This is a genomic window from Paenibacillus lacisediminis (assembly GCF_046567315.2).
On the sequence record NZ_JBKIAX020000010.1, the window covers coordinates 43,654 to 66,896 of the forward strand.

Consider the following 23,243-nt stretch of genomic DNA (forward strand, 5'->3'; position numbering starts at 1 on the left):
CCTTTCTTTGTCGCTGAAAGAACGGATAGAATTGGTGGAAGAACGCATTCAAGCGGCCTGCAAGCGGAGCGGAAGAAACCGCGATGACGTAAATATTGTCGCCGTCACCAAATACGTGTCGGCGGACATGACCCGTTCCGTATTGGAGGAAGGGATACTTCATATCGGCGAAAATCGCCCCCAAGTGGCAGTGCCTAAATGGGAAGCGCTTGGCGGACAAGGGATATGGCATTTTATCGGCCATTTGCAAAGCAACAAAGTGAAGGACGTCGTCGGGAGATTTCAATACGTTCATTCACTGGACCGGCTGTCGTTAGCCAAGGAATTGGAAAAGCGGGCGGCGGCGTTGGATCAGACCGTTTTCGCGTTCTTGCAGGTCAATGTTTCCGGCGAAGCCTCCAAGCAGGGAGTAGCGCCGGAGGAAGCGGCCGCCTTGCTGCGGGAGACAGCTGACCTGACTCATGTTAAAATCATCGGCCTCATGACGATGGCGCCGATTGTGGACGATCCGGAATGGGTCAGACCGGTTTTCCGCAAGCTCAGGGAGCTGCGGGACGAGCTGAACGCGCGGGGCGGGCTCTGGGGACCGCTGACGGAACTGTCGATGGGGATGTCGGGAGATTTTGAGGTGGCGATCGAAGAAGGGGCGACATGGGTGCGCCTCGGTACTCTTTTAGTAGGGAAAGGGGAAGAGACGTAATGGGAGTCATGAACCGGTTCATGAATTTTCTGGGACTTCAAGAGGAAGAAGAAATCGTGGAGCGGGAAAAATTTCCCGCCCAGGAAGATGAAATTGAAACCCCAAGCTTTGAATCCCGTAAAAATCAAAGAGGAAGCAACGTGGTCAGCATTCACTCCCAGAAAAACGTAAAAGTGATTCTTTACGAACCTCGTTCCTACGACGAGGCCCAGGAAATCGCCGACCATCTGCGCTCTCACCGGTCGGTGGTGGTTAATTTGCAGCGGGTCCGGAATGACCAAGCCTTGCGCATTATCGACTTTTTAAGCGGGACGATTTACGCGCTTAGCGGAAGCATCTCCAAAATCGGCAGCAATATTTTCCTGTGCACGCCGGATACGGTTGAGATTCAAGGGTCCATCACGGAAATACTGGCCGAGGATTCCGATTACAACAGAATGAGGTGATGACAGCTTGGTAGGAACTTTGTTGGATGTAGTTGACGTAATATATAGGATTTATTATTGGATGATAATAATCTATATATTTATGTCGTGGGTTCCAAATGTGCGCGAAAGTTTTATTGGTGAATTTCTCGGGAAATTGGTTGAGCCTTATTTGGCCCCGTTTCGTCGGATAGTACCGCCCCTGGGGATGATTGATTTTTCCCCGATTGTTGCCTTATTGGCACTTTGGCTAGCTTCCTTCGGACTAAAATCCCTTTTGATTTTTATCTTCGGGTAATTTGGATATGCTGGCAGATATATATGAACATTTCAGGCCGGAGGAGCGCCCTTTTGCCGACCGGGCCTCAGAATGGGTAACGAATGCCGGGGAATACCACGAGGTCAAGCGAAGCGACTTCCTGGATCCGCGGCAGTGTTTTATTTTGGAAACCTTGGCCAACCGCCACCCGGATGTGCAAATCCGGTTCGACGGCGGGCACGAAGATGCGGAGCGCCGGCGGGCGCTCGTTGCCCCGGATTACCGGGATCTTAGCCAGGAGCCGATGGGACTGAAAGTGCTCAGCATTACTTCGGGTGACCAAAAATTCATTTCGCTGCAGCATGGAGACTATTTAGGCGCTATTTTGGGACTTGGACTCAAGCGGGATAAAATCGGCGACATTCATGTGCGTGAGGACGGCTGTCACGTCGTGGTTGCCGAAGAGATCGCCCCGTTCCTCGATTTAAATCTTCATCAGGTGCATCGGGTTGGCGTGATCACGGATATTTTGGAGCCAAGTGAGCTGAAAACGGCGGAAAAAGAGCTTGAACCGATGGAGCTGACGGTGGCTTCGTTAAGGCTGGACGGAATTGTGAGCGATGTATTCCATTTAAGCCGCGGCAAAGCGCTGATTCCGATCAAAGCGGGCCGCTGCCGGGTCAACTGGCGGACGGAGGAGGACCCCTCCAAGCCGCTTAAGGCAGGCGACATCGTGGCGTTGCAAGGGTTCGGCCGTTTTAAAGTGCTTGAAGCGGAAGGGCTTACGAAAAAAGGCCGGCATCGTGTCAAAATCGGCAAATTTGTGTGAAGGTTTTGCAGGAGATGGCGGATTCTTGTCGAATTAATAATCTTCGAAACTGTTCTGTAAAGTGCAAGTTCAAAAAGCCGTGTCAAAAGATCATTTTTTGAACAACCTCTAAATATCGTGAATATCTAACGCCTTCCCGCTTGTTTGGGAAGTTTTGAAATTTGAGGAGGTGGGGATCATGCCATTAACGCCGCTGGATATACATAACAAGGAGTTCTCCAGACGTATTCGCGGTTATGACGAGGATGAAGTTAACGAATTTCTTGACCAGGTGATCAAAGATTACGAAATCGTGATCCGGGAGAATAAGGAGCTTCATAATCAGCTGCTTACTATGCAGGAGAAATTGGATCACTTTGCCAATATTGAAGAAACGCTGAGCAAAACGATCATCGTCGCCCAGGAAGCGGCGGATGAAGTAAAGAACAATGCGAAAAAGGAAGCACAGCTGATCGTGAAGGAAGCGGAGAAAAACGCCGACCGGATCGTCAACGAATCGCTGGCCAAATCGCGTAAGATCGCCATGGAGGTCGAGGAGCTGAAAAAGCAGGCTTCGATCTACCGGGCCAGATTCCGTACGCTTGTGGAAGCGCAGCTTGATCTGCTCAGCAGCGACAGCTGGGATGCGCTGGAAACGCGTGAGCGCGAGCGCACCGTGGATAAAGGGCAAGAGGTTCAGGAATTGTATTAGAACATTGACATGTGGCTGGCAAGTGCGTTATAACTATAGACATATTGAATTTGCAATTGAATCGATTGGATTCGATGAAGGGAACCAGTACGCTGCGATTTTGTTCCCCAGAGAGTTGGCGGTCCGCTGAAAGTCAACGTTCAAAGCGCAGAGGAATATCCTCCCGGAGAAGCAAAGCTGAATTCTTTGAAATGAGTATTCAAAAAGTCGGGTTTTCAGCACCGAGAAGGTTGGATGAAGCTAGGGACTGAGTAGCGGAGCGTACGTTTTGGGTACGTGAGCAACTGAAATGTTTCCGTAGGAAACATGCTTCGGAAGCATATGCTTGGCCCGGCTGAATTCAAGATTCGATGCCGAATAAGCAATCTGTTTGACTTCGTGATCAAAAGCCGTCTTTTTGAATTTCCTTGAAGGGAAGAGTAAGTTTTGCCGGTTGTCGGCCGTTACACCGACCCCATATGAAGCGTATGGGATCAAGTTGTCATGCTCTTTTCGCGGCGGCGTATCGTTTGGCGGAAGACGCATGAAACAAGGGTGGTAACGCGAGCTAGGTCTCGTCCCTTAGGGACGGGGCTTTTTTTGTTTGGTTCAACCTAAAGATCAGTGCTTGACGAAAGGGTGCCGCAAGGTAAGTTGATCCGGTGCTATTTTAACGGTTGCCATGGAGCTTATTTGGCTGAAAAGCCAGGGTTTCTGTTCCTAACGGTTGTCAGCGCGCTTATTTATGCGAAAAAGCCTATTTTCCCAAGAAAAACTGGAAATAAGCTCTCTGGCAACCGTTACAGCTGGCAGCTCCCCGTTTTGGTGGAAATAGCGGCCCTCACAACCGTTAAAATTCCCCCTCCCACTTCCTGGTCGCATCGGCCAAGCGCTGATTTTGGCTTTGAGCCTCATGTTTTCCCATGAAGATCAACGAAAGGATGTTTGAAAGCCATGAAAAAAGTGGATGTCAAGGAAAACGCCCGTGCGCGCGACCTGCGCATTCTGGACAAATGGAAGCAGGAGAATACGTTCAAGCGCAGCATCGAAAACCGGGCGGGACGCCCGAACTATGTGTTTTTTGAAGGACCGCCAACGGCCAATGGCATGCCGCACATCGGTCACGTGCTCGGGCGCGTAATCAAGGATTTCGTCGGCCGCTACCAGACGATGAAAGGCTACCGCGTTGTCCGCAAGGCGGGCTGGGACACGCACGGCTTGCCGGTCGAGCTTGGCGTGGAGAAGGAGCTGGGCATTTCCGGCAAACAGGAGATCGAAAAATACGGCATCGAAGAATTCATCAAAAAATGTAAAGATAGCGTATTCGGCTATGAAAAACAGTGGCGCGAGTTTACCGAAGCGATCGCCTATTGGGTTGACCTCGACGATCCGTACGTCACCCTGAACAACAGCTACATCGAAAGCGTCTGGAACATCCTCGCGACGATCCACGACAAAGGGCTGCTGTACAAGGGGCATCGCGTCAGTCCGTATTGCCCTTGCTGCCAGACATCGCTGAGCTCCCACGAAGTGGCCCAAGGCTACGAGGACGTCAAGGACCTGAGCGCCACGGCCAAATTCAAGCTGGACGGCACCGGCGAATATGTGCTGGCCTGGACGACCACGCCTTGGACGCTGCCAGCGCACGTCGCTCTGGCGATGAATCCGGATATGGAATACGCCCGGGTGCAGCAGGAAGACGGCGTTTATATCGTGGCCAAGAACCTCGTGGAAAAAGTAATGAAAGGCGATTTCACTGTACTGTCGACGCACAAAGGCGCGGAATTCATCGGAAAAACGTATACCCCGCCGTTTAACTACATCAAAGCCGATAAAATCAACGTGATCGTCGGCGCTTCGTTCGTAACCGATGCCAGCGGTACGGGGATCGTACACATGGCTCCGGCCCACGGCGAAGACGACTACCGCACATGCCGCGAGAACGGCATCAGCTTCGTCAGCGTAGTCAACGGCCAAGGCCGGTACACGGACGCCGTCAGCGATTTTGCCGGCCGTTTCGTGAAGGACTGTGATCTCGATATCGTCAAAACGCTGTCGGAAAAAGGCCTCTTGTACAGCAAAGAAAAATACGAGCACAGCTATCCGTTCTGCTGGCGCTGCAAATCGCCGCTGCTCTATTACGCGATGGAGAGCTGGTTTATCGAAACGACGGCCGTGAAAGATAGGCTGATTGCCAACAACAATTCAGTCGAGTGGTATCCGGGCCATGTACGCGAAGGCCGGTTCGGAAAATTCCTCGAGGATCTCGTCGATTGGAACATCAGCCGCAACCGGTATTGGGGAACTCCGCTTAACGTATGGGTGTGCCCGGACTGCGGCGGGCAGTTTGCACCGCACAGTCTGGCTGAACTGCGCGAGCATGCGGCCCACCCTGTCAGCGAGGACCTGGAGCTGCACAAGCCGTACGTGGACGCAGTTAAGGTGCGCTGCCCGCACTGCGAAGGCGGAGTTATGGAGCGGACGAGCGAAGTGATCGACGTCTGGTTCGACAGCGGTTCGATGCCGTTTGCCCAGCACCATTATCCGTTCGAAAACGAACAGACCTTTGCCGAGCAGTTCCCGGCGGACATGATTTGCGAAGGGATCGACCAGACACGCGGCTGGTTCTACAGCCTGCTGGCCGTATCCACGCTGTTTACGGGCAAAGCGCCGTATAAAGCGGTGATCGCCACCGGCCACGTGCTGGACGAAAACGGGCAAAAAATGTCCAAATCGAAAGGCAATGTCATCGACCCGTGGGACATCATTAATGAATTCGGTACCGACGCGTTCCGCTGGGCATTGCTGTCCGACAGCGCGCCTTGGAACAGCAAACGCTTCTCCAAAGGCATCGTCGCCGAAGCGAAATCGAAGGTGGTCGATACGCTCGTCAACACTCACGCCTTCTTGACACTGTACGCGGGCATCGACGGCTACAAGCCGGAGGAGCATTCATTCCGGCCATCGGCGAACAAGCTGGACCGCTGGATTTTGTCGCGGCTGAACAGCCTGATCCTCGTCGTCGACAAAGCCCTTCCGGTGAATGATTTCGTGAACGCCGCGCAGGCGATCGAAGGGTTTATCGACGAACTAAGCAACTGGTACATCCGCCGTTCGCGCGACCGTTTCTGGGGAAGCGGCCTTGGCGAAGACAAATTGTCGGCTTATCAAACGCTGACCGGCGTGCTGCTGACGTTATCCAGACTGATCGCACCGTTTGCGCCGATGCTGGCCGAAGACATTTTCACCAACCTTGGCGGCGGGGACAGCGTCCATCTGGCCGACTTCCCGCAAGCGGATGAAAGCCTGATCGACCTTGCGCTGGAGAAGGATATGGAAAGCGCGCGGCAAATCGTCGAGCTGGCCCGCAACGTGCGCAACGAGACGGGCATCAAAACGCGCCAGCCGTTGTCCAGCCTAATCGTGTCCATGGACCGCGATTTTGCCGTAGGCGACTACGAAGAGATCATCAAGGACGAGATCAACGTCAAGGCGATCGAAATCGAAACGAGCGACAGCGGGTTCGTCGACTTTACGCTGAAGCTGAACCTGAAAGTAGCCGGCAAGAAATACGGCAAAAACGTCGGTTTCCTGCAAGGCTATCTGAAAGGACTGTCCTCGGGCGAGACGCGGGCAATCGTAGACAGCGGCCAGTTCACCGTGACATCGCCAGAGGGCGAAGAGCTAAACGTCACCGCCGACGAGCTGTTGATCGAAAAGCAGGCCAAGCCGGGCTTTGCGTCGGCCTCCGGTTACGGGATTACCGTGGCGCTGAATACGGACATCACGCCGGAGCTTGAGCAGGAGGGTTGGGTTCGCGAGGTGGTGCGGGCGGTCCAGGATACCCGCAAGAAGCTGGATCTTCCGATCGAAAAAAGAGTGCATCTTACGCTAGACGTCGATGACGAGCTGAAAGCGGCGATTACAGCGTTTGAAAACGTGCTGCGCGAAAACGTGCTTATTACGGACGTCGCTTTCGCCAAGCTGGACGAATCGGCGGAAAAGGCCGACCTCGGAAACAAGTCAATCGGTATCTCCATTCAAGCGTAACGTCATCTACGAAAACGGAACTGAATGGACCGCACCAAGGACGGTCATAATAGAAGCAACCTAAAACAAACGAGCCCCGATGGTCTCCTTTCGTAAGTGAAAGGGGAGACGGGCTCGTTTGCACTTTAAATGCGAGTTCAAAGGATGGGGTACCGATGACGCGTCGTAAAACGGCCGCCGAGCCGGCGGACGAAGCACTTCCCAAGACTCCGGAAGAGCGGGTGAATGCCATGTACCGCCTGACTCTGAGCTGGACCAGAGAGTTGGAAAAATCGCGGATCACCGAATATACCCAGCTGTTAAACCGCCCCTGGCGCCTGATTTGGCTAAACATCTTATCCGGTACGGCGAGGGGCGTCGGCGTTGCGATCGGGTTTACTTTTTTTGCTGCAACGATCATTTACGTACTTAAAATTCTGGGCGCGTTGAATCTGCCGATCATCGGCGATTATATCGCGGACATTGTGCGGATCGTGCAAAGGCAGCTTGATCTTAATACGTATTAGGCCCGGTTCCGAGCGAATCTTCGCTTTCCAGATGTTTGGTCGCACTCATATGTTTACGGTACACGCCGTTGCGGTAAAAACAAACGTTTTTCCCGTAAATGTCGGTGGCGACAAACGATTCATAAGGCTCCACGAACCCGTCGAGCTCATTCGAGGCTTCAATTTCCATATCATTGTAATCGTCAACTTCCGATTCATCGGCAAACGCTGGGGTGTTGGAGGTGCCGAAGCTCTCCACGATCTGCCAGGCGTCTTCCCCGTCAAAACCGTTTTGGTCGTCCCGTTCATCCAGGCTGGTTCGCCCGAACGGCGGATACAAGAAAAGCTCTTCGATCGGGCGTTTGGCCGAAACGAAGGTTTGCGGGCTGTGCTCCTTGCAGTACGCCGTTTCTGGAATCGCGCTAAGGCGCTCAAAGCCGATCGGTTTCCCGCAGGTAGCGCAATAGCCGTAACTTCCATCCTCGATGCGCTCAAGCGCGTCTTCGACGCGGGCGAGCTGCAGCTCATGATGCTCCGCCAGGGCGAGATCCTTGCCCCGTTCGTATACCTCGGAGCCGAGGTCACCGGGATGGTTGTCGATCTGGCTAAGTTCATTGGTATTGTACCGCATCGATTCGTTCATTCCGTAATGGTCGTTTTCTTTAAGCCTTTCGCTGAGCGAGGCTTGCGCTTCTTTCAGTTTGGCGGAAAGTTCGGACAGTTGGGTTTTCGTCAGATTTGACATGGGTCTTCTCCTTTCTTTCCTGGTCCAGGAACCGATTGCTTCATGATCAAATGATGGCTTTTTGAACAGCTTCTCATAACGGTATTTTGCGCAGAACCAGGGCGAATTACCTAAGGAAAATCCTTTCGCGCATGGACGGGCCAATTCCGGCTGTGCTACAATATACAAGGCTTACAAGTGGATAATCCTGCCGGTCGTTGAACCGCTGGAAATGAAAAACGAGGTGACTACCGAGTGGTATACTTTTTGATTGCATTGATTGTTTTTCTAATTGACCAGGGCACCAAATATTTGATTGCAACCGGGTTGACGATCGGAGAACAAATTCCTGTTATCGGCAACTTTTTTCTCATTACTTCGCACCGCAACACTGGCGCGGCTTTCGGTATTTTAAAGGATCAGCGCTGGTTTTTTATCGCGGTGACGACGGTGGTCGTGATCGGGATCATCTGGTATTTGTTAAAAGTGAGAAAACTGCGGAACAAGTTGTTGCCTACGGCGCTGTCACTTGTACTCGGCGGGGCGTTCGGCAACTTCCTGGACCGGGCCGTCAGCGGTGAAGTCGTCGATTTTTTGCAGTTTAATTTCGGTTCTTACACGTTTCCAATTTTTAATGTGGCGGATTCCTGCATCGTGATTGGCGTCGCGCTGATCATTTTGGATTCGCTGCTGGAGATGCGCCGGGAGAAGCAGACGCCTCAGGCCAACCATGAGCAAGAGGAGAACGTATGAGTTTAGACAAGCTTTATGAAGAAACCGAGGACGGTACGCTTGAATGGACAATCGATTCCGCAGCTGCCAAGGAGCGGATCGACAAATATGTTAAAGGGCAGCTCTATGAGGACATTTCGCGGAGCCAAATTCAGCTATGGATTGAAGCGGGAAATTTGGTCGTCAACGATACCCCGGTTAAAGCGAACTATAAGCTGGCGGAGGGCGACCGCGTCGTGCTGACGATTCCCGAGCCGGAACCGGTGGAAATCGTTCCCGAGGATATACCGCTTGATATTTACTACGAGGACAGCGACGTTATCGTCGTTAACAAGGCGCGCGGCATGGTTGTGCATCCGGCGCCGGGCCATGCGGGCGGAACGCTCGTCAATGCGCTGATGTTTCACTGCAAGGATTTGTCGGGCATCAACGGAGAACTCCGTCCCGGGATCGTGCACCGCATCGATAAGGATACATCGGGGCTGATTATGGCGGCGAAAAACGATAAGGCTCACGCCTCGCTGGCGGCGCAGTTGAAAGAGCACTCGGTCACCCGCAAGTATTACGCCCTCGTGCACGGCAATGTCAGCCATGACCAGGGAACGGTGGACGCGCCGATCGGCCGCGACCCGCATGACCGCAAAATGTATACGGTAATCGACCGGAACAGCAAATCGGCAGTCACGCATTTTCAGGTGGTGGAGCGTTTCGGCGATTATACGCTGCTGGAACTTAAGCTGGAAACCGGACGTACCCATCAAATCCGCGTGCACATGAAGTTCATCGGCCACCCGCTTGTGGGAGATCCGCTGTACGGACGCAGCAAAGGCGTCAAAATGAACGGACAAGCGCTGCATGCGGCCGTTTTGGGCTTCGATCACCCGGCGGACGGCCGGTATTTGGAATTCAGCGCCCCGATTCCGTCCGACATGGAGGATGTGCTTTTGGCGCTGCGAAACCGTTGATAATTCCCGGGAAATGTTCGTCTCCAGGAGACAGCTTGATCAAAAAGTACAAACGATCAGGTAATTAATCCATTCTCTATTCCGTGGTCTTCCCTCATATTTAAAAAAGTAGATTTTTTTAAGTGCGTGTTCAAAAAGTCGGATTTTCAGGACCGAGAAGGTTGGATGAAGCCAGGGACTGAGTAGCGGAGCGTAGACAGATCTACGTGAGCAACGGAAGGCCCGGCTGAATTCAAGATTCGACGCCCGATCCACTCCCTGAACTGCTTCGTCATGGAAAGACGACTTTTTGAACAACCTCTTTAACGAATATGAAGGAGATGGACGGTAAATGAGTACGGTGTATGGACAAGAAACCTACATTCAGCAGATATTTGCGGACCGGATCGGCGGGGCAAACTACGGTAAAGATACCGCTATTTATAAATTCGAGAAAATCAAACGCGCCAAAGCGGCGGCCAAAAAAGATTTTCCCGATGTCGAGCTGATTGACATGGGCGTCGGTGAACCCGACGATATGGCCGATCCCGGGATTGTAGCGAAGCTGGCGGAAGAAGCGGCCAAACGCGAAAACCGCGGTTATGCGGACAACGGGATTGCGGAGTTCAAGGAAGCCGCGGCGAAATATTTACGCGATGTATTCGGCGTGGAAGGCATCGATCCGGTTACGGAGGTCGTGCATTCGATCGGCTCCAAGCCGGCGATCGCGATGCTGCCGTCCTGCTTTATCAACCCGGGGGACATTACGATTATGACCGTCCCGGGCTATCCGATCATCGGCACGCATACCAAGTATTTGGGCGGCGAAGTGTACACGGTGCCTTTGACGGAAGAAAACCACTTCCTGCCGGATCTTGAGGCGATTCCGGAAGAGGTGGCCCGCAAGGCGAAGCTGTTGTACTTGAACTACCCGAACAACCCTACCGGAGCCAGCGCAACGCCGGAATTTTTCGCCAAAGTGGTGGAATGGGCGAAGAAATACCATGTGGTCGTCGTGCATGACGCGCCTTACGCAGCCTTGACTTACGACGGGCTCAAACCGCTTAGCTTCCTGTCCGTGCCGGGTGCGAAGGACGTAGGCGTGGAACTGCACTCCTTGTCCAAGTCGTACAATATGACGGGCTGGAGAATCGGTTTTGTCGCCGGCAACCCGCTGGTCGTCAAAGCTTTCAGCGACGTGAAGGACAACAACGATTCCGGGCAGTTTATCGCCATCCAAAAAGCGGCGGCCTTTGGGTTGGCGCATCCGGAAATCACCGAAAAAATCGCCGCGAAATATTCGCGCCGCCACGAGCTGCTGGTAAACGCGCTGAATGAACTGGGCTTTAAAGCGAAGAAGCCGCAGGGCTCTTTCTTCCTGTACGTGCAGGCACCGCAGGGCGTGGAAGGCGGTCCGACTTTTGCGACGGCGGAAGACTTCTCGCAATTTTTGATCCGCGAGAAATTGATTTCGACGGTGCCTTGGGACGACGCCGGTCATTACATCCGTTTCTCGGTGACGTTTATCGCCGATGGTGAAGACGAAGAGCGCCGTGTGATCTCGGAAATCAAACGCCGGTTGGGTGATTTGAAGTTTATTTTTTAAATGAATTGAGTTTGTGCAGGGCTGGCCAAGAAATGTTCTTGGCCGGCCCTTTTTGAGATACAAGAATTTATTAACGGTACGGTAGAGGAAAACTGCGCAGGTAGAGAGGGAAGGAGAAGAGAATCTGAAGGCTAAGGGACACCAGGGCCGCTATTTGAGGAAAAACCGAAGATTGCAAAATGTAACGGACACAGATGACTCTATTTACCTCGAATCGGCCCAGTTGAACTCATTTAGAGCGAAATAGCGTCATGTGGGTCCGTTAGGCCGGGAAATACCCGGGAAATGGGCGGATAAGGTCGCTGGTGTCCGTTAGAGCAGCGTCCCAAGTTTAGAAAGAGCCGAAGTCCTTGGTGTTCTCTAATTGCATTTCGTACATTTATCCCCTTGTTTTTAGCCTCATTTTTCGAAAGATAGCGGAGTAATTGCAGGTTTTACACTTATTCAAGTGCTATGGCAATTTCCGGATAAGTAATTGTACATTTTGCAACTAGTCCATTCAACAGTGGACCAAGAAAGCTGGTATAGGAAGCAGGTACGCCCAGGGGGGCGATCGCTTTACCACAACTGCCGGCTCTGTCCATGAAGCCGCCTCGGAAACCAGGAAAAACTTTCTCCTTTTGATCCAATGTCAACTCCGGGTCGCGATAGCCGCTTTGCCAGTTACATCAACGCTTATTTGCCAATTTCATGCTGCGAAAGTTGAGTTATAAGTTCTCAGCGGAGCTGGCGGCGGAAAGTCCATCCCAAAAATCCGGTTGAATAAATATAAATACAAATGTATAATTATAAATACCGATATGCAGCCGTACTCCCGCTAAGGAAGATTCGGATGGTACCATCGTGTGCAAGGTGTGAATGGTTTCCAGGCGGATTGTCTTGACAGGCAAACCTCGTTCTGTCATAATTCATGTAAACCAATAGCACCTTTAATTCAGTCCCGTGAGGCTGGCAAGGTAACGTGAATGGGGAATTAGGGCCGACCTGTGCTCATTTTCATCAGGTCTGGGTATGCCCAAAACCCCGTGACAGTCATGGTTAAACTGTGGCTAAAAACTCCTTGCCTGGATCAGGCAAGGAGTTTTTTTATGCGCCGATCACGGAACGAACACGGGTGACCATCAATCGTCCTAAGGAGGTCAAAGCTGTGAGCATCGAAAGCCGTATCATAATGGATGAACAGGCGATTCGGAGGGCACTTACCAGAATTGCGCATGAGATTTTGGAGCGAAACAAAGGGATCGAAGGTTTGGTGCTGGCCGGCATCAAAACGCGCGGTGTATATCTCGCTAAGCGGCTGGCCGAGCGGCTGGAAAGCATCGAAGGATCAGCGATTCCGTGGGGTGAGCTTGACGTGACGTCCTACCGGGACGACAACACCGAAACGGTGCGGGGAGCTAAGCAAGCCACATTCCCGGTATCGATTCAAGGTAAAAAAATCATTTTGTTCGACGATGTTCTGTATACGGGCCGCACGATCCGGGCCGCGATGGACGCGATCATGGATTGCGGCCGGCCGGAGTCGATCCAACTGGCGGTTCTCGCCGACCGGGGCCATCGGGAGCTGCCGATCCGGGCCGATTATATCGGGAAAAACGTGCCCACATCGCGCATGGAAGAAATCGAAGTGCTGCTTCAAGAACATGACGGAAGCGATCTTGTCCGCATCCTGCATCAGCGGGAGGGGAACTGACATGACGCTAACGACGGCGGCGGTAAAGGAACGCAGCTTGCTGGGACTCAAAAACCTGAGCGCTGCGGAGATTTCCTCGATTCTGGACCGGGCGGCCTACTGGGACGCCAAAGCAGAGAAAGTGGTTCCGGTCCTGCAGGACCGATTCATAGCCAATATGTTTTTTGAAAACAGCACCCGGACCCGCTTTTCTTTCGAAATGGCGGAGAAAAGGCTGGGCGCACAGGTGCTTAACTTCGCGGCAGCGGTCTCCAGCGTGGAAAAAGGCGAGTCGATCTACGACACCGTCCGCACGCTGGAGTCGATGGGCATCGACGCCGGCGTTATCCGGCTCAAGCCGATCGGCATGCTCGAAGGGATTGCGGAAAAAATCGGGGTGCCGCTTGTTAATGCCGGCGACGGAAACAACGAGCACCCAACGCAGGCGCTGCTCGATCTTTATACGATGAAGGCCCACTTTGGGGAATTGAAGGGGCTCAAGGTGTCGATCATCGGCGATATCAAACATAGCCGGGTTGCCCGCTCCAACTTGTGGGCCTTGCAAAAATTCGGCGCGGAAGTGAAGCTGTGCGCGCCGGAAAATATGCAGGCTCCGGAGCTTGAAGCCTACGCTCCTTACGTATCGATGGAAGAAGCGCTTGGCGGCGACGTCGTCATGATGCTCCGGGTTCAGCTGGAGCGCCATGCGGACGGTATCTTGAAGTCGAACGCCGAATACCGTCTCCATTACGGTTTGACGGAGGAGAGAGCGGCCAAACTGCCGCCGCACGCGCTGATCATGCACCCGGCTCCGGTGAACCGGGGCGTGGAAATCGACGATGCGGTCGTGGAGCACCCGCAGTCGCGCATCTTTAAGCAAATGCAAAACGGCGTGCCGATCCGTATGGCTGTCCTGGAACGGGCCTTGCGGTAAGGCGTGCAAGGAAATAAAGCACCAAAACCGCTGGCCTATCCAAAATCGTACGAAAGAGCGGAGGATGAACATTTCATGCAACTTGTTATCATAAATGCCAATATCCTAAATGCCGACGGTGAGCTGCAATTGTCCCGAATCACCGTCCGGAACGGAAGGATCGAAAGTATTGCCGTCAACGAGACCGGAGAGGCCACAGCGGCCGATCCGGAAACGCGGATAATTGACGCCGGCGGCAAGCTGGTAACCCCGGGCTTTATCGACATGCACGTGCATTTGCGCGAACCGGGCTTCGAGCATAAAGAAACGATCGAAACGGGCTCCCGCTCGGCGGCCAAGGGCGGCTTCACCACGATCGCCTGCATGCCGAACACGAAACCGGTGACCGACAATCCCGAGACGGTGAAATTCGTGAAGCAAAAAGCGGCCGCGGCGGGACTGGTCAACGTGCTGCCATATGCGGCGATCACCAAAAGCGAGCTTGGCCGCGAACTGACCGACTTTGCCGCGCTGAAGGAAGCCGGCGCGATCGGATTCACCGACGACGGCGTCGGCGTGCAAAGCGCGCAGATGATGAAGGACGCGATGAAGCTGGCGGTTTCGCTCGATATGCCGGTCATCGCCCACTGCGAGGACAACTCGCTGGTGGAAGGAGCGCCGGTCGCCGAAGGGGAATTCGCCAGACGGCACGGCCTGAAAGGCATCCCGAACGAATCGGAGGCGATCCATGTCGGACGCGATATTTTGCTGGCGGAGGCGACTGGGGTTCACTACCACGTCTGCCACGTCAGTACGGAGCAGTCGATCCGCCTGATCCGGCAGGCCAAAGAGATAGGCATCAACGTGACCGCCGAGGTATGCCCGCACCATCTGATCCTGGCGGACGAAGATATCCCCGGACTGGATGCCAACTGGAAAATGAATCCGCCACTGCGCTCCCGCCGGGACGTGGAGGCTTGCATCGCTGCGCTGGAGGACGGAACGATCGACATTATCGTCACCGACCATGCGCCGCACAGCGAGGAAGAGAAGGCGAAGGGCATGCAGCTTGCTCCGTTTGGCATCGTCGGTTTTGAAACGGCGTTCCCGCTGCTGTACACCAAATTTGTGGCCGAGGGCCGCTGGACTTTGGGGATGCTGGTGCAGCGCATGACCTCTGACCCGGCGAAGGTGTTCGGGCTGGAGTCCGGCCGCCTCGCTCCCGGCGCTCCCGCCGATCTGACGATCGTCGATTTGGAGGAGGAGCGGGCCGTCGACCCGTCCGCGTTCGCCTCGAAAGGGCGCAACACTCCGTTTGCCGGGTGGAAGCTGAAGGGCTGGCCGGTGGCGACGATCGTGGGTGGAAACTTGGTTTGGTCTGAGGCATAAGTCTGAGACACAAGCCCAATCACGGACGGCGTGTTGAATTCTAGTATTTAAGCTGGCTGTTAATAATAAATCAGCATGATGAACTTCTAAAAGCGGTGTTCAAAAAGTCAGGTTTCAGCACTTTTTGAACTACCTCTAAAAGTTGAGCGTAAAGGAGTGCTGCAGGATGCAGGCAAGATTGTTGTTGGAAGACGGCACGCTGTTTACCGGAACCTCATTCGGAGCGGAAGGCGAAAAAACGGGCGAGGTCGTTTTTAATACGGGAATTACGGGGTATCAAGAGGTTTTGTCTGATCCGTCCTACTGCGGACAAATCGTCACCATGACCTATCCGCTGATCGGGAACTACGGCATCTCGCGGGATGATTTCGAATCGATCGTCCCGTCGATCCACGGGTTCGTGGTGCGCCGGTACGAGCCGACGCCAAGCAACTGGCGGGCGCAGTACAACCTGGGCGATTTGCTTAAGGAATACGGGATTCCCGGCATTGCCGACATCGATACCCGCATGCTGACACGCATTATCCGTCATCAGGGGACGATGAGGGGGATTTTGACCACCTCCTCGAAATCGGTGGAAGAGCTGAAGGAAATGATGCTGGCGACCAGCATCGAGGAACTGCGCAATCAGGTGGCACAAACCTCGACGAAGCATGTCTACAGCAGCCCGGGCGCGAAGGAACGCATCGTGCTCGTGGACTTCGGTGCCAAGAGCGGCATTTTGCGCGAGCTCAACAAACGGGATTGCGATGTGGTCATCGTGCCGCACGACACGACTGCGGAGGAAATCCGCCGCCTGCATCCCGACGGCATTCAGCTGTCCAACGGTCCCGGGGACCCGAAAGACGTGCCTTACGCGGCGAAAATGATCTCCGAGCTGCTCGGCGAATACCCGATTTTCGGCATCTGCCTGGGCCATCAGCTGTTCGCCCTGGCGTGCGGAGCCGATACGGAAAAGCTGAAATTCGGCCATCGCGGCGGCAACCATCCGGTTAAAGAGCTGGAATCGGGCCGCTGTTACATCACCTCCCAGAACCACGGGTACACGGTAACAGAATCGTCCCTGAACGGAACGGACTTGGAAGTAACGCACATCAACAATAACGACAAAACGGTCGAAGGCTTGAAGCATAAAAAATATCCGGCTTTTTCGGTGCAATATCATCCGGAGGCCGCTCCCGGACCTTACGATAACGGCTACCTGTTCGACCGCTTCATCGAAATGATCCGCGAGCATAAGCGCCTGCATCCGCAAAAGCCCCGTCAGGCCGAACTCATGGCTGCCACGAAAGGAGAACTGTAATCCTATGCCGATCAATAAAGACCTCAAGAAGATACTCGTCATCGGTTCCGGCCCGATCGTTATCGGCCAGGCTGCGGAGTTTGACTATGCCGGGACACAGGCCTGCCAGGCGCTGAAGGAAGAAGGCGTCGAGGTGGTGCTGATCAACAGCAACCCGGCGACCATCATGACGGATACCAACATGGCCGACAAAGTATATATCGAACCGATCACACTTGAGTTCGTGACGCAAATCATCCGCCAGGAGCGCCCGGACGGCCTGCTGCCGACACTGGGCGGGCAAACCGGGCTAAACATGGCCGTCGAATTGGCCCGGGCCGGCGTGCTGGAGCGCGAGAATGTCAAGCTGCTCGGCACGCAGCTGACTTCGATCGAAAAAGCGGAGGACCGCGACCTGTTCCGCGAGCTGATGCGCGAGCTGGAGCAGCCGGTGCCGGAAAGCACGATCATTACCTCGGTCGATGAGGCGCTGAAATTTGCCGCGGAGATCGGTTATCCGGTCATCGTTCGTCCGGCCTACACGCTGGGCGGCACCGGCGGCGGGATTTGCGCCACGGAAGAGGAGCTTAAGGAAACGGTCGCTTCGGGGATTCGCTACAGCCCGATCGGCCAATGTTTAATCGAAAAATCGATCGCCGGCATGAAGGAAATCGAATACGAAGTGATGCGGGATGCGAACGACAACTGCATCGTTGTCTGCAACATGGAGAACTTTGACCCGGTGGGCGTACATACCGGGGACAGCATCGTCGTAGCCCCGAGCCAGACGCTCTCCGACCGCGAGTATCAGATGCTGCGTTCGGCTTCGCTTAAGATCATCCGCGCGCTGAACATCGAAGGCGGGTGCAACGTCCAGTTCGCGCTTGATCCGCAAAGCTTTCAGTACTATGTCATCGAAGTGAACCCGCGGGTCAGCCGCTCCTCGGCGCTCGCCTCCAAAGCAACGGGCTATCCGATCGCCAAAATGGCGGCAAAAATCGCCCTCGGCTATACGCTCGACGAAATCATCAATCCGGTAACGGGGCAGACTTATGCCTGCTTCGAGCCGACGCTCGACTACATCGTCAGCAAAATCCCGCGCTGGCCGTTCGATAAATTCGTCAGCGCCAACCGCAAGCTGGGCACGCAGATGAAAGCGACCGGCGAAGTGATGGCGATCGGGCGGACGTTCGAAGAGTCGATTCACAAAGCGGTCCGCTCGCTGGAAATCGGCACACACCGCTTGTACCTGAAAGGGACGGAAAAGATCGACAACGAGACGTTGAACACCCGGTTGATCAAAGCCGACGACGAGCGCTTGTTTCTGGTCGCCGCAGCGTTCCGCCGCGGCTATAAGCTCCAACAAATCCACGACCTGACGGGAATTGACTGGTGGTTCCTGGACAAAATCGAGCGTTTGGTCGAGTTTGAGAAGCAGATCGCCAGCGAAGAGATTTTATCCTATGAAACCTTGTACGAGGCCAAGCGGCTTGGCTTTACCGACCGGGCGATCGCCGAACTGCGTGCGGCAGGGCAGCCGACGGGCACGCATTTGACCGAAGCCGAGGTCAGCAGCTTCCGCAAAGAGCAGGGCCTCCGGCCGGTATACAAAATGGTGGATACCTGCGCGGCGGAGTTTGAAGCTTCCACGCCATACTACTATTCGACTTATGAAACGGAAAACGAAGTCATCCAATCCGGCAAGGAGAAAATCGTCGTGCTTGGCTCCGGCCCGATCCGGATCGGCCAGGGCATCGAATTCGACTACTCCACGGTGCATGCCGTTTGGGCGATCCAAAAAGCCGGCTATGAAGCGGTTATCATCAACAACAACCCGGAGACGGTGTCCACCGATTTTAACACCTCGGACCGGCTTTATTTCGAGCCGCTGTTTTTTGAAGACGTCATGAACGTCATTGAGCAGGAAAACCCGGTTGGCGTCATCGTCCAGTTCGGCGGCCAAACGGCGATCAACCTGGCGGCGCCGCTGGAGGCGGCCGGTGTGCGTATTCTCGGAACCTCTCTGGCATCGATCGACGAGGCGGAGGACCGCAAAAAGTTCGAAGCGCTGCTCTCCAAGCTGCATATTGCCCAACCTAAGGGCAGCACGGTTACCTCGGTCGAGGAGGCGGTGGGAACCGCGCAAGCGCTCGGTTATCCGGTGCTGGTGCGTCCGTCGTACGTCCTGGGCGGCCGGGCGATGGAAATCGTCTACTCTGACCGTGAGCTGCTTAGATACATGGAGGAAGCGGTCAACATCAACCCGCAGCATCCGGTGCTGATCGACCGCTACATGCTGGGCAAAGAGGTCGAAGTCGACGCGATCTGCGATGGGGAAACAGTGCTGATTCCGGGAATCATGGAGCATATCGAACGCGCCGGCGTGCACTCCGGCGACTCGATCGCGGTGTATCCGCCGCAGCATCTGTCCGCTGAGATGAAAGAGAAAATCGTCGAAATCACGATCAAAATCGCCAGAGAGCTGAAAACGATCGGTCTCGTCAACATTCAGTTCGTTATCTACAAGGACGAAGTGTATGTGATCGAGGTGAACCCGCGGTCTTCGCGGACGGTGCCGTTCCTGAGCAAAGTGACGAACATTCCGATGGCGGGCGTGGCGACGCAGTGCATTCTCGGCACGAAGCTGAGCGATCTCGGCTACAAGGACGGCCTGTGGCCGGAAAGCGATCAGGTGGCCGTGAAGGTGCCGGTGTTCTCCTTCGCCAAGCTGCGCCGGGTCGAGCCGACCCTTGGTCCGGAAATGAAATCGACCGGGGAAGTGATGGGCCGCGATCCGCAGTATGCCAAAGCGCTGTATAAAGGCCTCATCGGAGCCGGGATGAAAATCCCTTCGACCGGTGCGATTATCGCAACCGTAGCGGATAAAGATAAGCAGGAAGCGGTTGAGCTGCTGCGCGGCTTCTATCGCCTGGGCTACAAAATCATCGCCACGGACGGAACGGCTTCCGCGCTGATCGAGGCGGGCATCCATGTGACAACGGTCTACAAGCTGTCGGAGGGCGTGCCGAACATTCTGGACCTGATTCGTAACGGGGAAGCGCACTTCGTCATCAATACGCTGACAAAAGGCAAAGAACCCGAACGCGACGGGTTCCGTATCCGCCGGGAAGCGGTGGAGAACGGCGTTGTCTGCATGACCTCGCTTGATACGGTGCGCGCACTGCTCGAGATGCTGGAGACGATTAACTTCTCCTCCCAAGCGATGCCTTCTTTATAAGAGGTAAGTTCAAAAAGTCCGCTTTTGATCACGAAGTGAATCAAGAAGTAACCAAGGCATCGAATCTTTTGAACACTAACTATTAAGAGGGGTCATTTGGACGGATAATTCGATTACAAAAAATGCTGCGGCTCGGAGGCAACTTGCTTCGGAGCCGCAGGCATGACAGGAGGGTAAGCGGTAATGCGTTCATTTGAACAGGCGGCGGGGCGGCTGATCGTTGCCCTCGATTTTCCTGATGCCGAGCAGGCGAGAAAGCTGCTGAAAGCGTTGGAAGGCATTCCTTGCTATATGAAGGTGGGGCTGCAGCTTTTTTATGCGGCCGGTCCGGATTTTATCCGGGAATTGAAGCAAGCGGGCTACTCGGTTTTTTTGGATGTAAAAATGCACGACATTCCGAACACCGTGAAGGGCGGCGCGAACAGCGTCACCAAGCTGGGTGCGGATATGTTTAACGTCCATGCCGCAGGCGGGGTGAACATGATGAAAGCGGCCAGGGAAGGAGCTCTTGCCGCCCTGGAGAGTGACGCGTCCTTGGCCATGCCGCGGATCATTGCGGTGACGCAGCTGACGAGCACAAACCAGGATATGCTCAACCGCGAAATCGGTATTTCGGGAACGGTGGAAGCGTCCGTGGTGCATTATGCGGCGCTGGCCCGGGAAGCCGGCTTGGACGGCGTTGTCGCTTCTCCGTTGGAAGTGCCAGCGGTGAAGGAACGGTGCGGGCAAGCGTTTCTGACCGTAACGCCGGGCATCCGGCCGGCCGGCAGCAAGGCGGATGATCAATCCCGCACCCTCACGCCGGGCGAAGCGATGTCCCAGGGTACGGATTACATCGTCGTCGGGCGTCCGATCACTGCAGCGCCTAATCCCCGCGAAGCGGCGGAGAAAATTATCGAGGAGATGATGTAATCATGGCAAACTCAAATGAGGTGGCGGCTCAGATCGCCGAGAATTTGCTGGAGATCGGAGCGGTGGCGCTTCGGCCGCATCAGCCGTTTACATGGACCTCGGGCATCAAATCGCCGATATACTGTGACAACCGGCTGACGATGTCCTATCCGGCGATCCGCGACCTGATCGCGGAGTCGTTCGCGGCCCTGATTCGCGAAGTTTATCCCGAGGCCGAGGTTATCGCCGGGACGGCGACGGCGGGCATTCCGCACGCCGCGTTTACGGCGCAGAAGCTCGGCCTGCCGATGGCCTATATCCGAGACAAAGCCAAAGGCCACGGCAAAGAGAATCAAATCGAAGGCTTGATTAAACCCGGTCAAAAGGTCGTCGTTATCGAGGATTTGATTTCCACCGGGGGCAGTTCGCTTAAGGCGGCCCTGGCTGTCCGCGAGTCAGGCGCCGAGCCGCTCGCCGTGCTGGCGATCTTCAGCTACCAGTTGGACAAGGCGGTAAACGCATTTGCCGAAGCGGGCATCCCGCTTAAGACATTGTCCAACTATTCGGCGCTGATCGACGTAGCCGTCCGGCGCGGCGACATTAAAGCCGAAGACTTGGAGCTGTTGCAATCATGGCGTAAGGATCCGGCTTCCTTCGGAGCTTAGAAGGGACACAAAAAGCGAAACTTTTGCCAAAATGCAAAAGTTTCGCTTTTTTAAGGTCTCAAACCGGCTTGTTGAGGGGCCGAATGGCTTATTCAAACGTATACCCTTCGTACTTCTCCGTATTTTTCAAGCCCGTCCACACCTCCGGCGATTCGCCGCCGATGTGCCAATAGGCGAAGCCGGCGACTCCGGATCTCATGCCCATTCGGAATTTTTCCGCTAGCGAGCGTGAATCCTCGAGCCAGATCCGGTGCAGCATGCCGGATTTCCGGTATTCGGCCGTATATTGGGCGGCCGTATCGTTCCATTTGAGCTTCGCCCCGTATTGACGAATCCGGCTGGTTTGCTCCGGTATCGTCAAATCCTCCGAGGATACGGTTGTTCCGCTGCCGTTGATGCTCCAGTCCCGGGTATAAAGCGGCATGCCCAAAATCAATTGGTCAGCCGGCACTTTGGCCAGCAGTTCGCCGAGCCGCTTTTGCACCCAGTTCAAGGAAGCGACCGAACCGGCCGTTGAGCCGCTCCAATGCTCATCATAGGCCATCAGGACGATGTAATCCGCACTTTTGGCCAGCTGCGCATAATTGTAGGCGTCCGACCAATCGTTGCCCAAATCGGGTGGCAGATCGACGGACAAGACGGCGGAAACGCTGTCCAGCTCCTTGGCCAGCTTGGCGACAAAATTGGTAAATAAGTCCCGGTCGGAAGCTTGCACATTTTCAAAATCGAGATTGATGCCTTGCAGCCCGTATTTGCTTACATACGATTTCAAATCTTGAATCACCGCCGCGGATAAGGATGAAGAGGAAAGCAGTTTATGCGTCGTTTCCTGGTCAAAACGGTTGCCCGCCATGGCCCAAACCTGTTTTCCGTTGTTTTTGGCCCATGTGACCAGGGAAGGATCTGTGGAATCGGAGATTTTCCCGGTGCTCTCCAAAAAGTACCATCTTGGCGACAGCACGTTGACGCTGGATTTCTGCACGGACTTCCGATAGTCTTCGGTTGTTTGGCCGAACTGCCAGCCGATTTGAATCACCTGCTTTCCGGATGCGGCTATCGCGTCCGGGAACATTTTGCCCTGCAGCAACCGATCCAGAATGACGGCGGTTTCCTGCCGGGTTATCGCCCGATTCGGATAAAATTTCCCGTCGCTGCCTTCCATCAGACCTAGCGCCGAAACGGCGCTTATGTAAGGGCGGGCCCACAGTGCGGCGCTGGCGTCATCCTTATACCGGGAAGCTGCCGTCACACCCGTCTTTTGCTTTAGGGCTCTGACGAGCCAAGCCGCGGCTTCCTGCCGGGTAATCGGTTGATTCGGCTTGAAGATGCCTCCCCCCAGCCCTTCCGTTAGCCCCAGTTCGGTTGCAGCCTGAATCGTGCCATAGTACCATGCCGAACGATCAACGTCGGTATAAGCCGGGAGGGCCGAGGACACGGGTACCAGATGCAGGATGCGGGTCAGGGTGGTCATAAATTCCGCGCGGGTAATCGCACGTGCAGGAGAAAATTCGCTTGGGGATGTTCCTTTCATGGTATTGCTTTCATTTAAACGCACGATCGCCTCTTTGGCGTAGCTGCCGTTTATGTCGTTATAGGGCAGCAACTCGGCGGACACCGGCAACTGATCAACGCCGGGGGCGGTCAAAATCAGAGATGCCAGCAGGAGCGCAGATAATATTTTTTTCATGAAGTAGGACTCCTTGCCTAAATTAGTAGAAATCCCCTTTATTTTAACAGACTTATAGATTACGATCAGTGTAAAAAATATG

General features: G+C 54.5%; 19 protein-coding genes. 17 read left to right on the forward strand and 2 right to left on the reverse strand.

What is annotated here, in order from left to right; translation table 11 throughout:
- The first annotated feature begins 7 nt into the window (after nt 1–7).
- The 7 genes from ACLD72_RS19335 (at nt 8) to ACLD72_RS19365 (ending at nt 7,439) form a co-directional block, all read left to right on the forward strand.
- Nucleotides 8–700 carry a YggS family pyridoxal phosphate-dependent enzyme gene (locus ACLD72_RS19335; protein ID WP_410997479.1) on the forward strand — a complete coding sequence of 231 codons (693 nt, stop codon included), beginning with the start codon at nt 8–10 and terminating at the stop codon, nt 698–700.
- Complete coding sequence (locus tag ACLD72_RS19340; protein WP_410997481.1) at nt 700–1,146, forward strand: cell division protein SepF; 447 nt, start codon at nt 700–702, stop codon at nt 1,144–1,146. Before ACLD72_RS19335 ends, ACLD72_RS19340 begins: the two co-directional genes overlap by 1 nt.
- A 7-nt stretch (nt 1,147–1,153) precedes the next feature.
- Nucleotides 1,154–1,423, forward strand: a complete 270-nt coding sequence (locus tag ACLD72_RS19345; protein ID WP_410997483.1) for a YggT family protein — start codon at nt 1,154–1,156, stop codon at nt 1,421–1,423.
- A gap of 7 nt (nt 1,424–1,430) precedes the next feature.
- Nucleotides 1,431–2,213: an RNA-binding protein gene (locus tag ACLD72_RS19350; protein WP_410997485.1), complete on the forward strand. Its 783-nt coding sequence runs from the start codon at nt 1,431–1,433 to the stop codon at nt 2,211–2,213.
- A 178-nt stretch (nt 2,214–2,391) separates the two neighbouring features.
- Nucleotides 2,392–2,904 carry a DivIVA domain-containing protein gene (locus tag ACLD72_RS19355; RefSeq protein WP_251586936.1) on the forward strand — a complete coding sequence of 171 codons (513 nt, stop codon included), beginning with the start codon at nt 2,392–2,394 and terminating at the stop codon, nt 2,902–2,904.
- A 933-nt stretch (nt 2,905–3,837) separates the two neighbouring features.
- Complete coding sequence (gene ileS, locus ACLD72_RS19360; protein WP_410997489.1) at nt 3,838–6,933, forward strand: isoleucine--tRNA ligase; 3,096 nt, start codon at nt 3,838–3,840, stop codon at nt 6,931–6,933.
- A gap of 155 nt (nt 6,934–7,088) precedes the next feature.
- Nucleotides 7,089–7,439, forward strand: a complete 351-nt coding sequence (locus tag ACLD72_RS19365) for a DUF5665 domain-containing protein (RefSeq protein WP_410997491.1) — start codon at nt 7,089–7,091, stop codon at nt 7,437–7,439.
- Here the strand turns inward: ACLD72_RS19365 and ACLD72_RS19370 are convergent.
- Nucleotides 7,426–8,163: a TraR/DksA C4-type zinc finger protein gene (locus ACLD72_RS19370; RefSeq protein ID WP_410997492.1), complete on the reverse strand. Its 738-nt coding sequence runs from the start codon at nt 8,161–8,163 to the stop codon at nt 7,426–7,428. The genes ACLD72_RS19365 and ACLD72_RS19370 overlap by 14 nt on opposite strands.
- Before the next feature lie 234 nt (nt 8,164–8,397).
- Between ACLD72_RS19370 and lspA the strand changes: the two genes are divergently transcribed.
- The 10 genes from lspA (at nt 8,398) to pyrE (ending at nt 21,474) form a co-directional block, all read left to right on the forward strand.
- Complete coding sequence (gene lspA / locus ACLD72_RS19375; RefSeq protein ID WP_410997494.1) at nt 8,398–8,895, forward strand: signal peptidase II; 498 nt, start codon at nt 8,398–8,400, stop codon at nt 8,893–8,895.
- On the forward strand, nt 8,892–9,839 hold the full coding sequence (locus tag ACLD72_RS19380) for an RluA family pseudouridine synthase (RefSeq protein WP_410997496.1): 948 nt from the start codon (nt 8,892–8,894) through the stop codon (nt 9,837–9,839). Before lspA ends, ACLD72_RS19380 begins: the two co-directional genes overlap by 4 nt.
- 331 nt (nt 9,840–10,170) lie before the next feature.
- Nucleotides 10,171–11,424 (forward strand): LL-diaminopimelate aminotransferase, encoded by a 1,254-nt coding sequence (locus ACLD72_RS19385; RefSeq protein WP_410997498.1) that lies wholly within the window; start codon nt 10,171–10,173, stop codon nt 11,422–11,424.
- Between the two features lie 1,147 nt (nt 11,425–12,571).
- The gene (gene pyrR, locus ACLD72_RS19390) at nt 12,572–13,117 is read left to right on the forward strand and encodes a bifunctional pyr operon transcriptional regulator/uracil phosphoribosyltransferase PyrR (protein ID WP_410997502.1); all 546 of its coding nucleotides are present in this window, start codon (nt 12,572–12,574) and stop codon (nt 13,115–13,117) included.
- Nucleotide 13,118: 1 nt separating this feature from the next.
- Nucleotides 13,119–14,030, forward strand: a complete 912-nt coding sequence (locus ACLD72_RS19395) for an aspartate carbamoyltransferase catalytic subunit (protein WP_251586921.1) — start codon at nt 13,119–13,121, stop codon at nt 14,028–14,030.
- A gap of 75 nt (nt 14,031–14,105) precedes the next feature.
- A complete protein-coding gene (locus ACLD72_RS19400) occupies nt 14,106–15,398 on the forward strand; it encodes a dihydroorotase (protein ID WP_410997504.1) in 1,293 nt (430 codons plus the stop codon).
- Nucleotides 15,399–15,564: 166 nt separating this feature from the next.
- A complete protein-coding gene (gene carA / locus ACLD72_RS19405) occupies nt 15,565–16,701 on the forward strand; it encodes a glutamine-hydrolyzing carbamoyl-phosphate synthase small subunit (protein WP_251586917.1) in 1,137 nt (378 codons plus the stop codon).
- A gap of 4 nt (nt 16,702–16,705) precedes the next feature.
- Entirely contained in the window at nt 16,706–19,918 is a 3,213-nt protein-coding gene (carB, locus tag ACLD72_RS19410) for a carbamoyl-phosphate synthase large subunit (protein ID WP_410997506.1), read from the forward strand.
- 183 nt (nt 19,919–20,101) lie between these two features.
- Entirely contained in the window at nt 20,102–20,830 is a 729-nt protein-coding gene (gene pyrF / locus ACLD72_RS19415; protein ID WP_410997508.1) for an orotidine-5'-phosphate decarboxylase, read from the forward strand.
- A gap of 2 nt (nt 20,831–20,832) precedes the next feature.
- The gene (pyrE, locus tag ACLD72_RS19420; RefSeq protein WP_251586911.1) at nt 20,833–21,474 is read left to right on the forward strand and encodes an orotate phosphoribosyltransferase; all 642 of its coding nucleotides are present in this window, start codon (nt 20,833–20,835) and stop codon (nt 21,472–21,474) included.
- A gap of 88 nt (nt 21,475–21,562) precedes the next feature.
- Here pyrE and ACLD72_RS19425 read toward each other — a convergent pair whose 3' ends face one another.
- On the reverse strand, nt 21,563–23,161 hold the full coding sequence (locus tag ACLD72_RS19425) for an S-layer homology domain-containing protein (protein ID WP_410997510.1): 1,599 nt from the start codon (nt 23,159–23,161) through the stop codon (nt 21,563–21,565).
- Between the last annotated feature and the right edge of the window lie 82 nt (nt 23,162–23,243).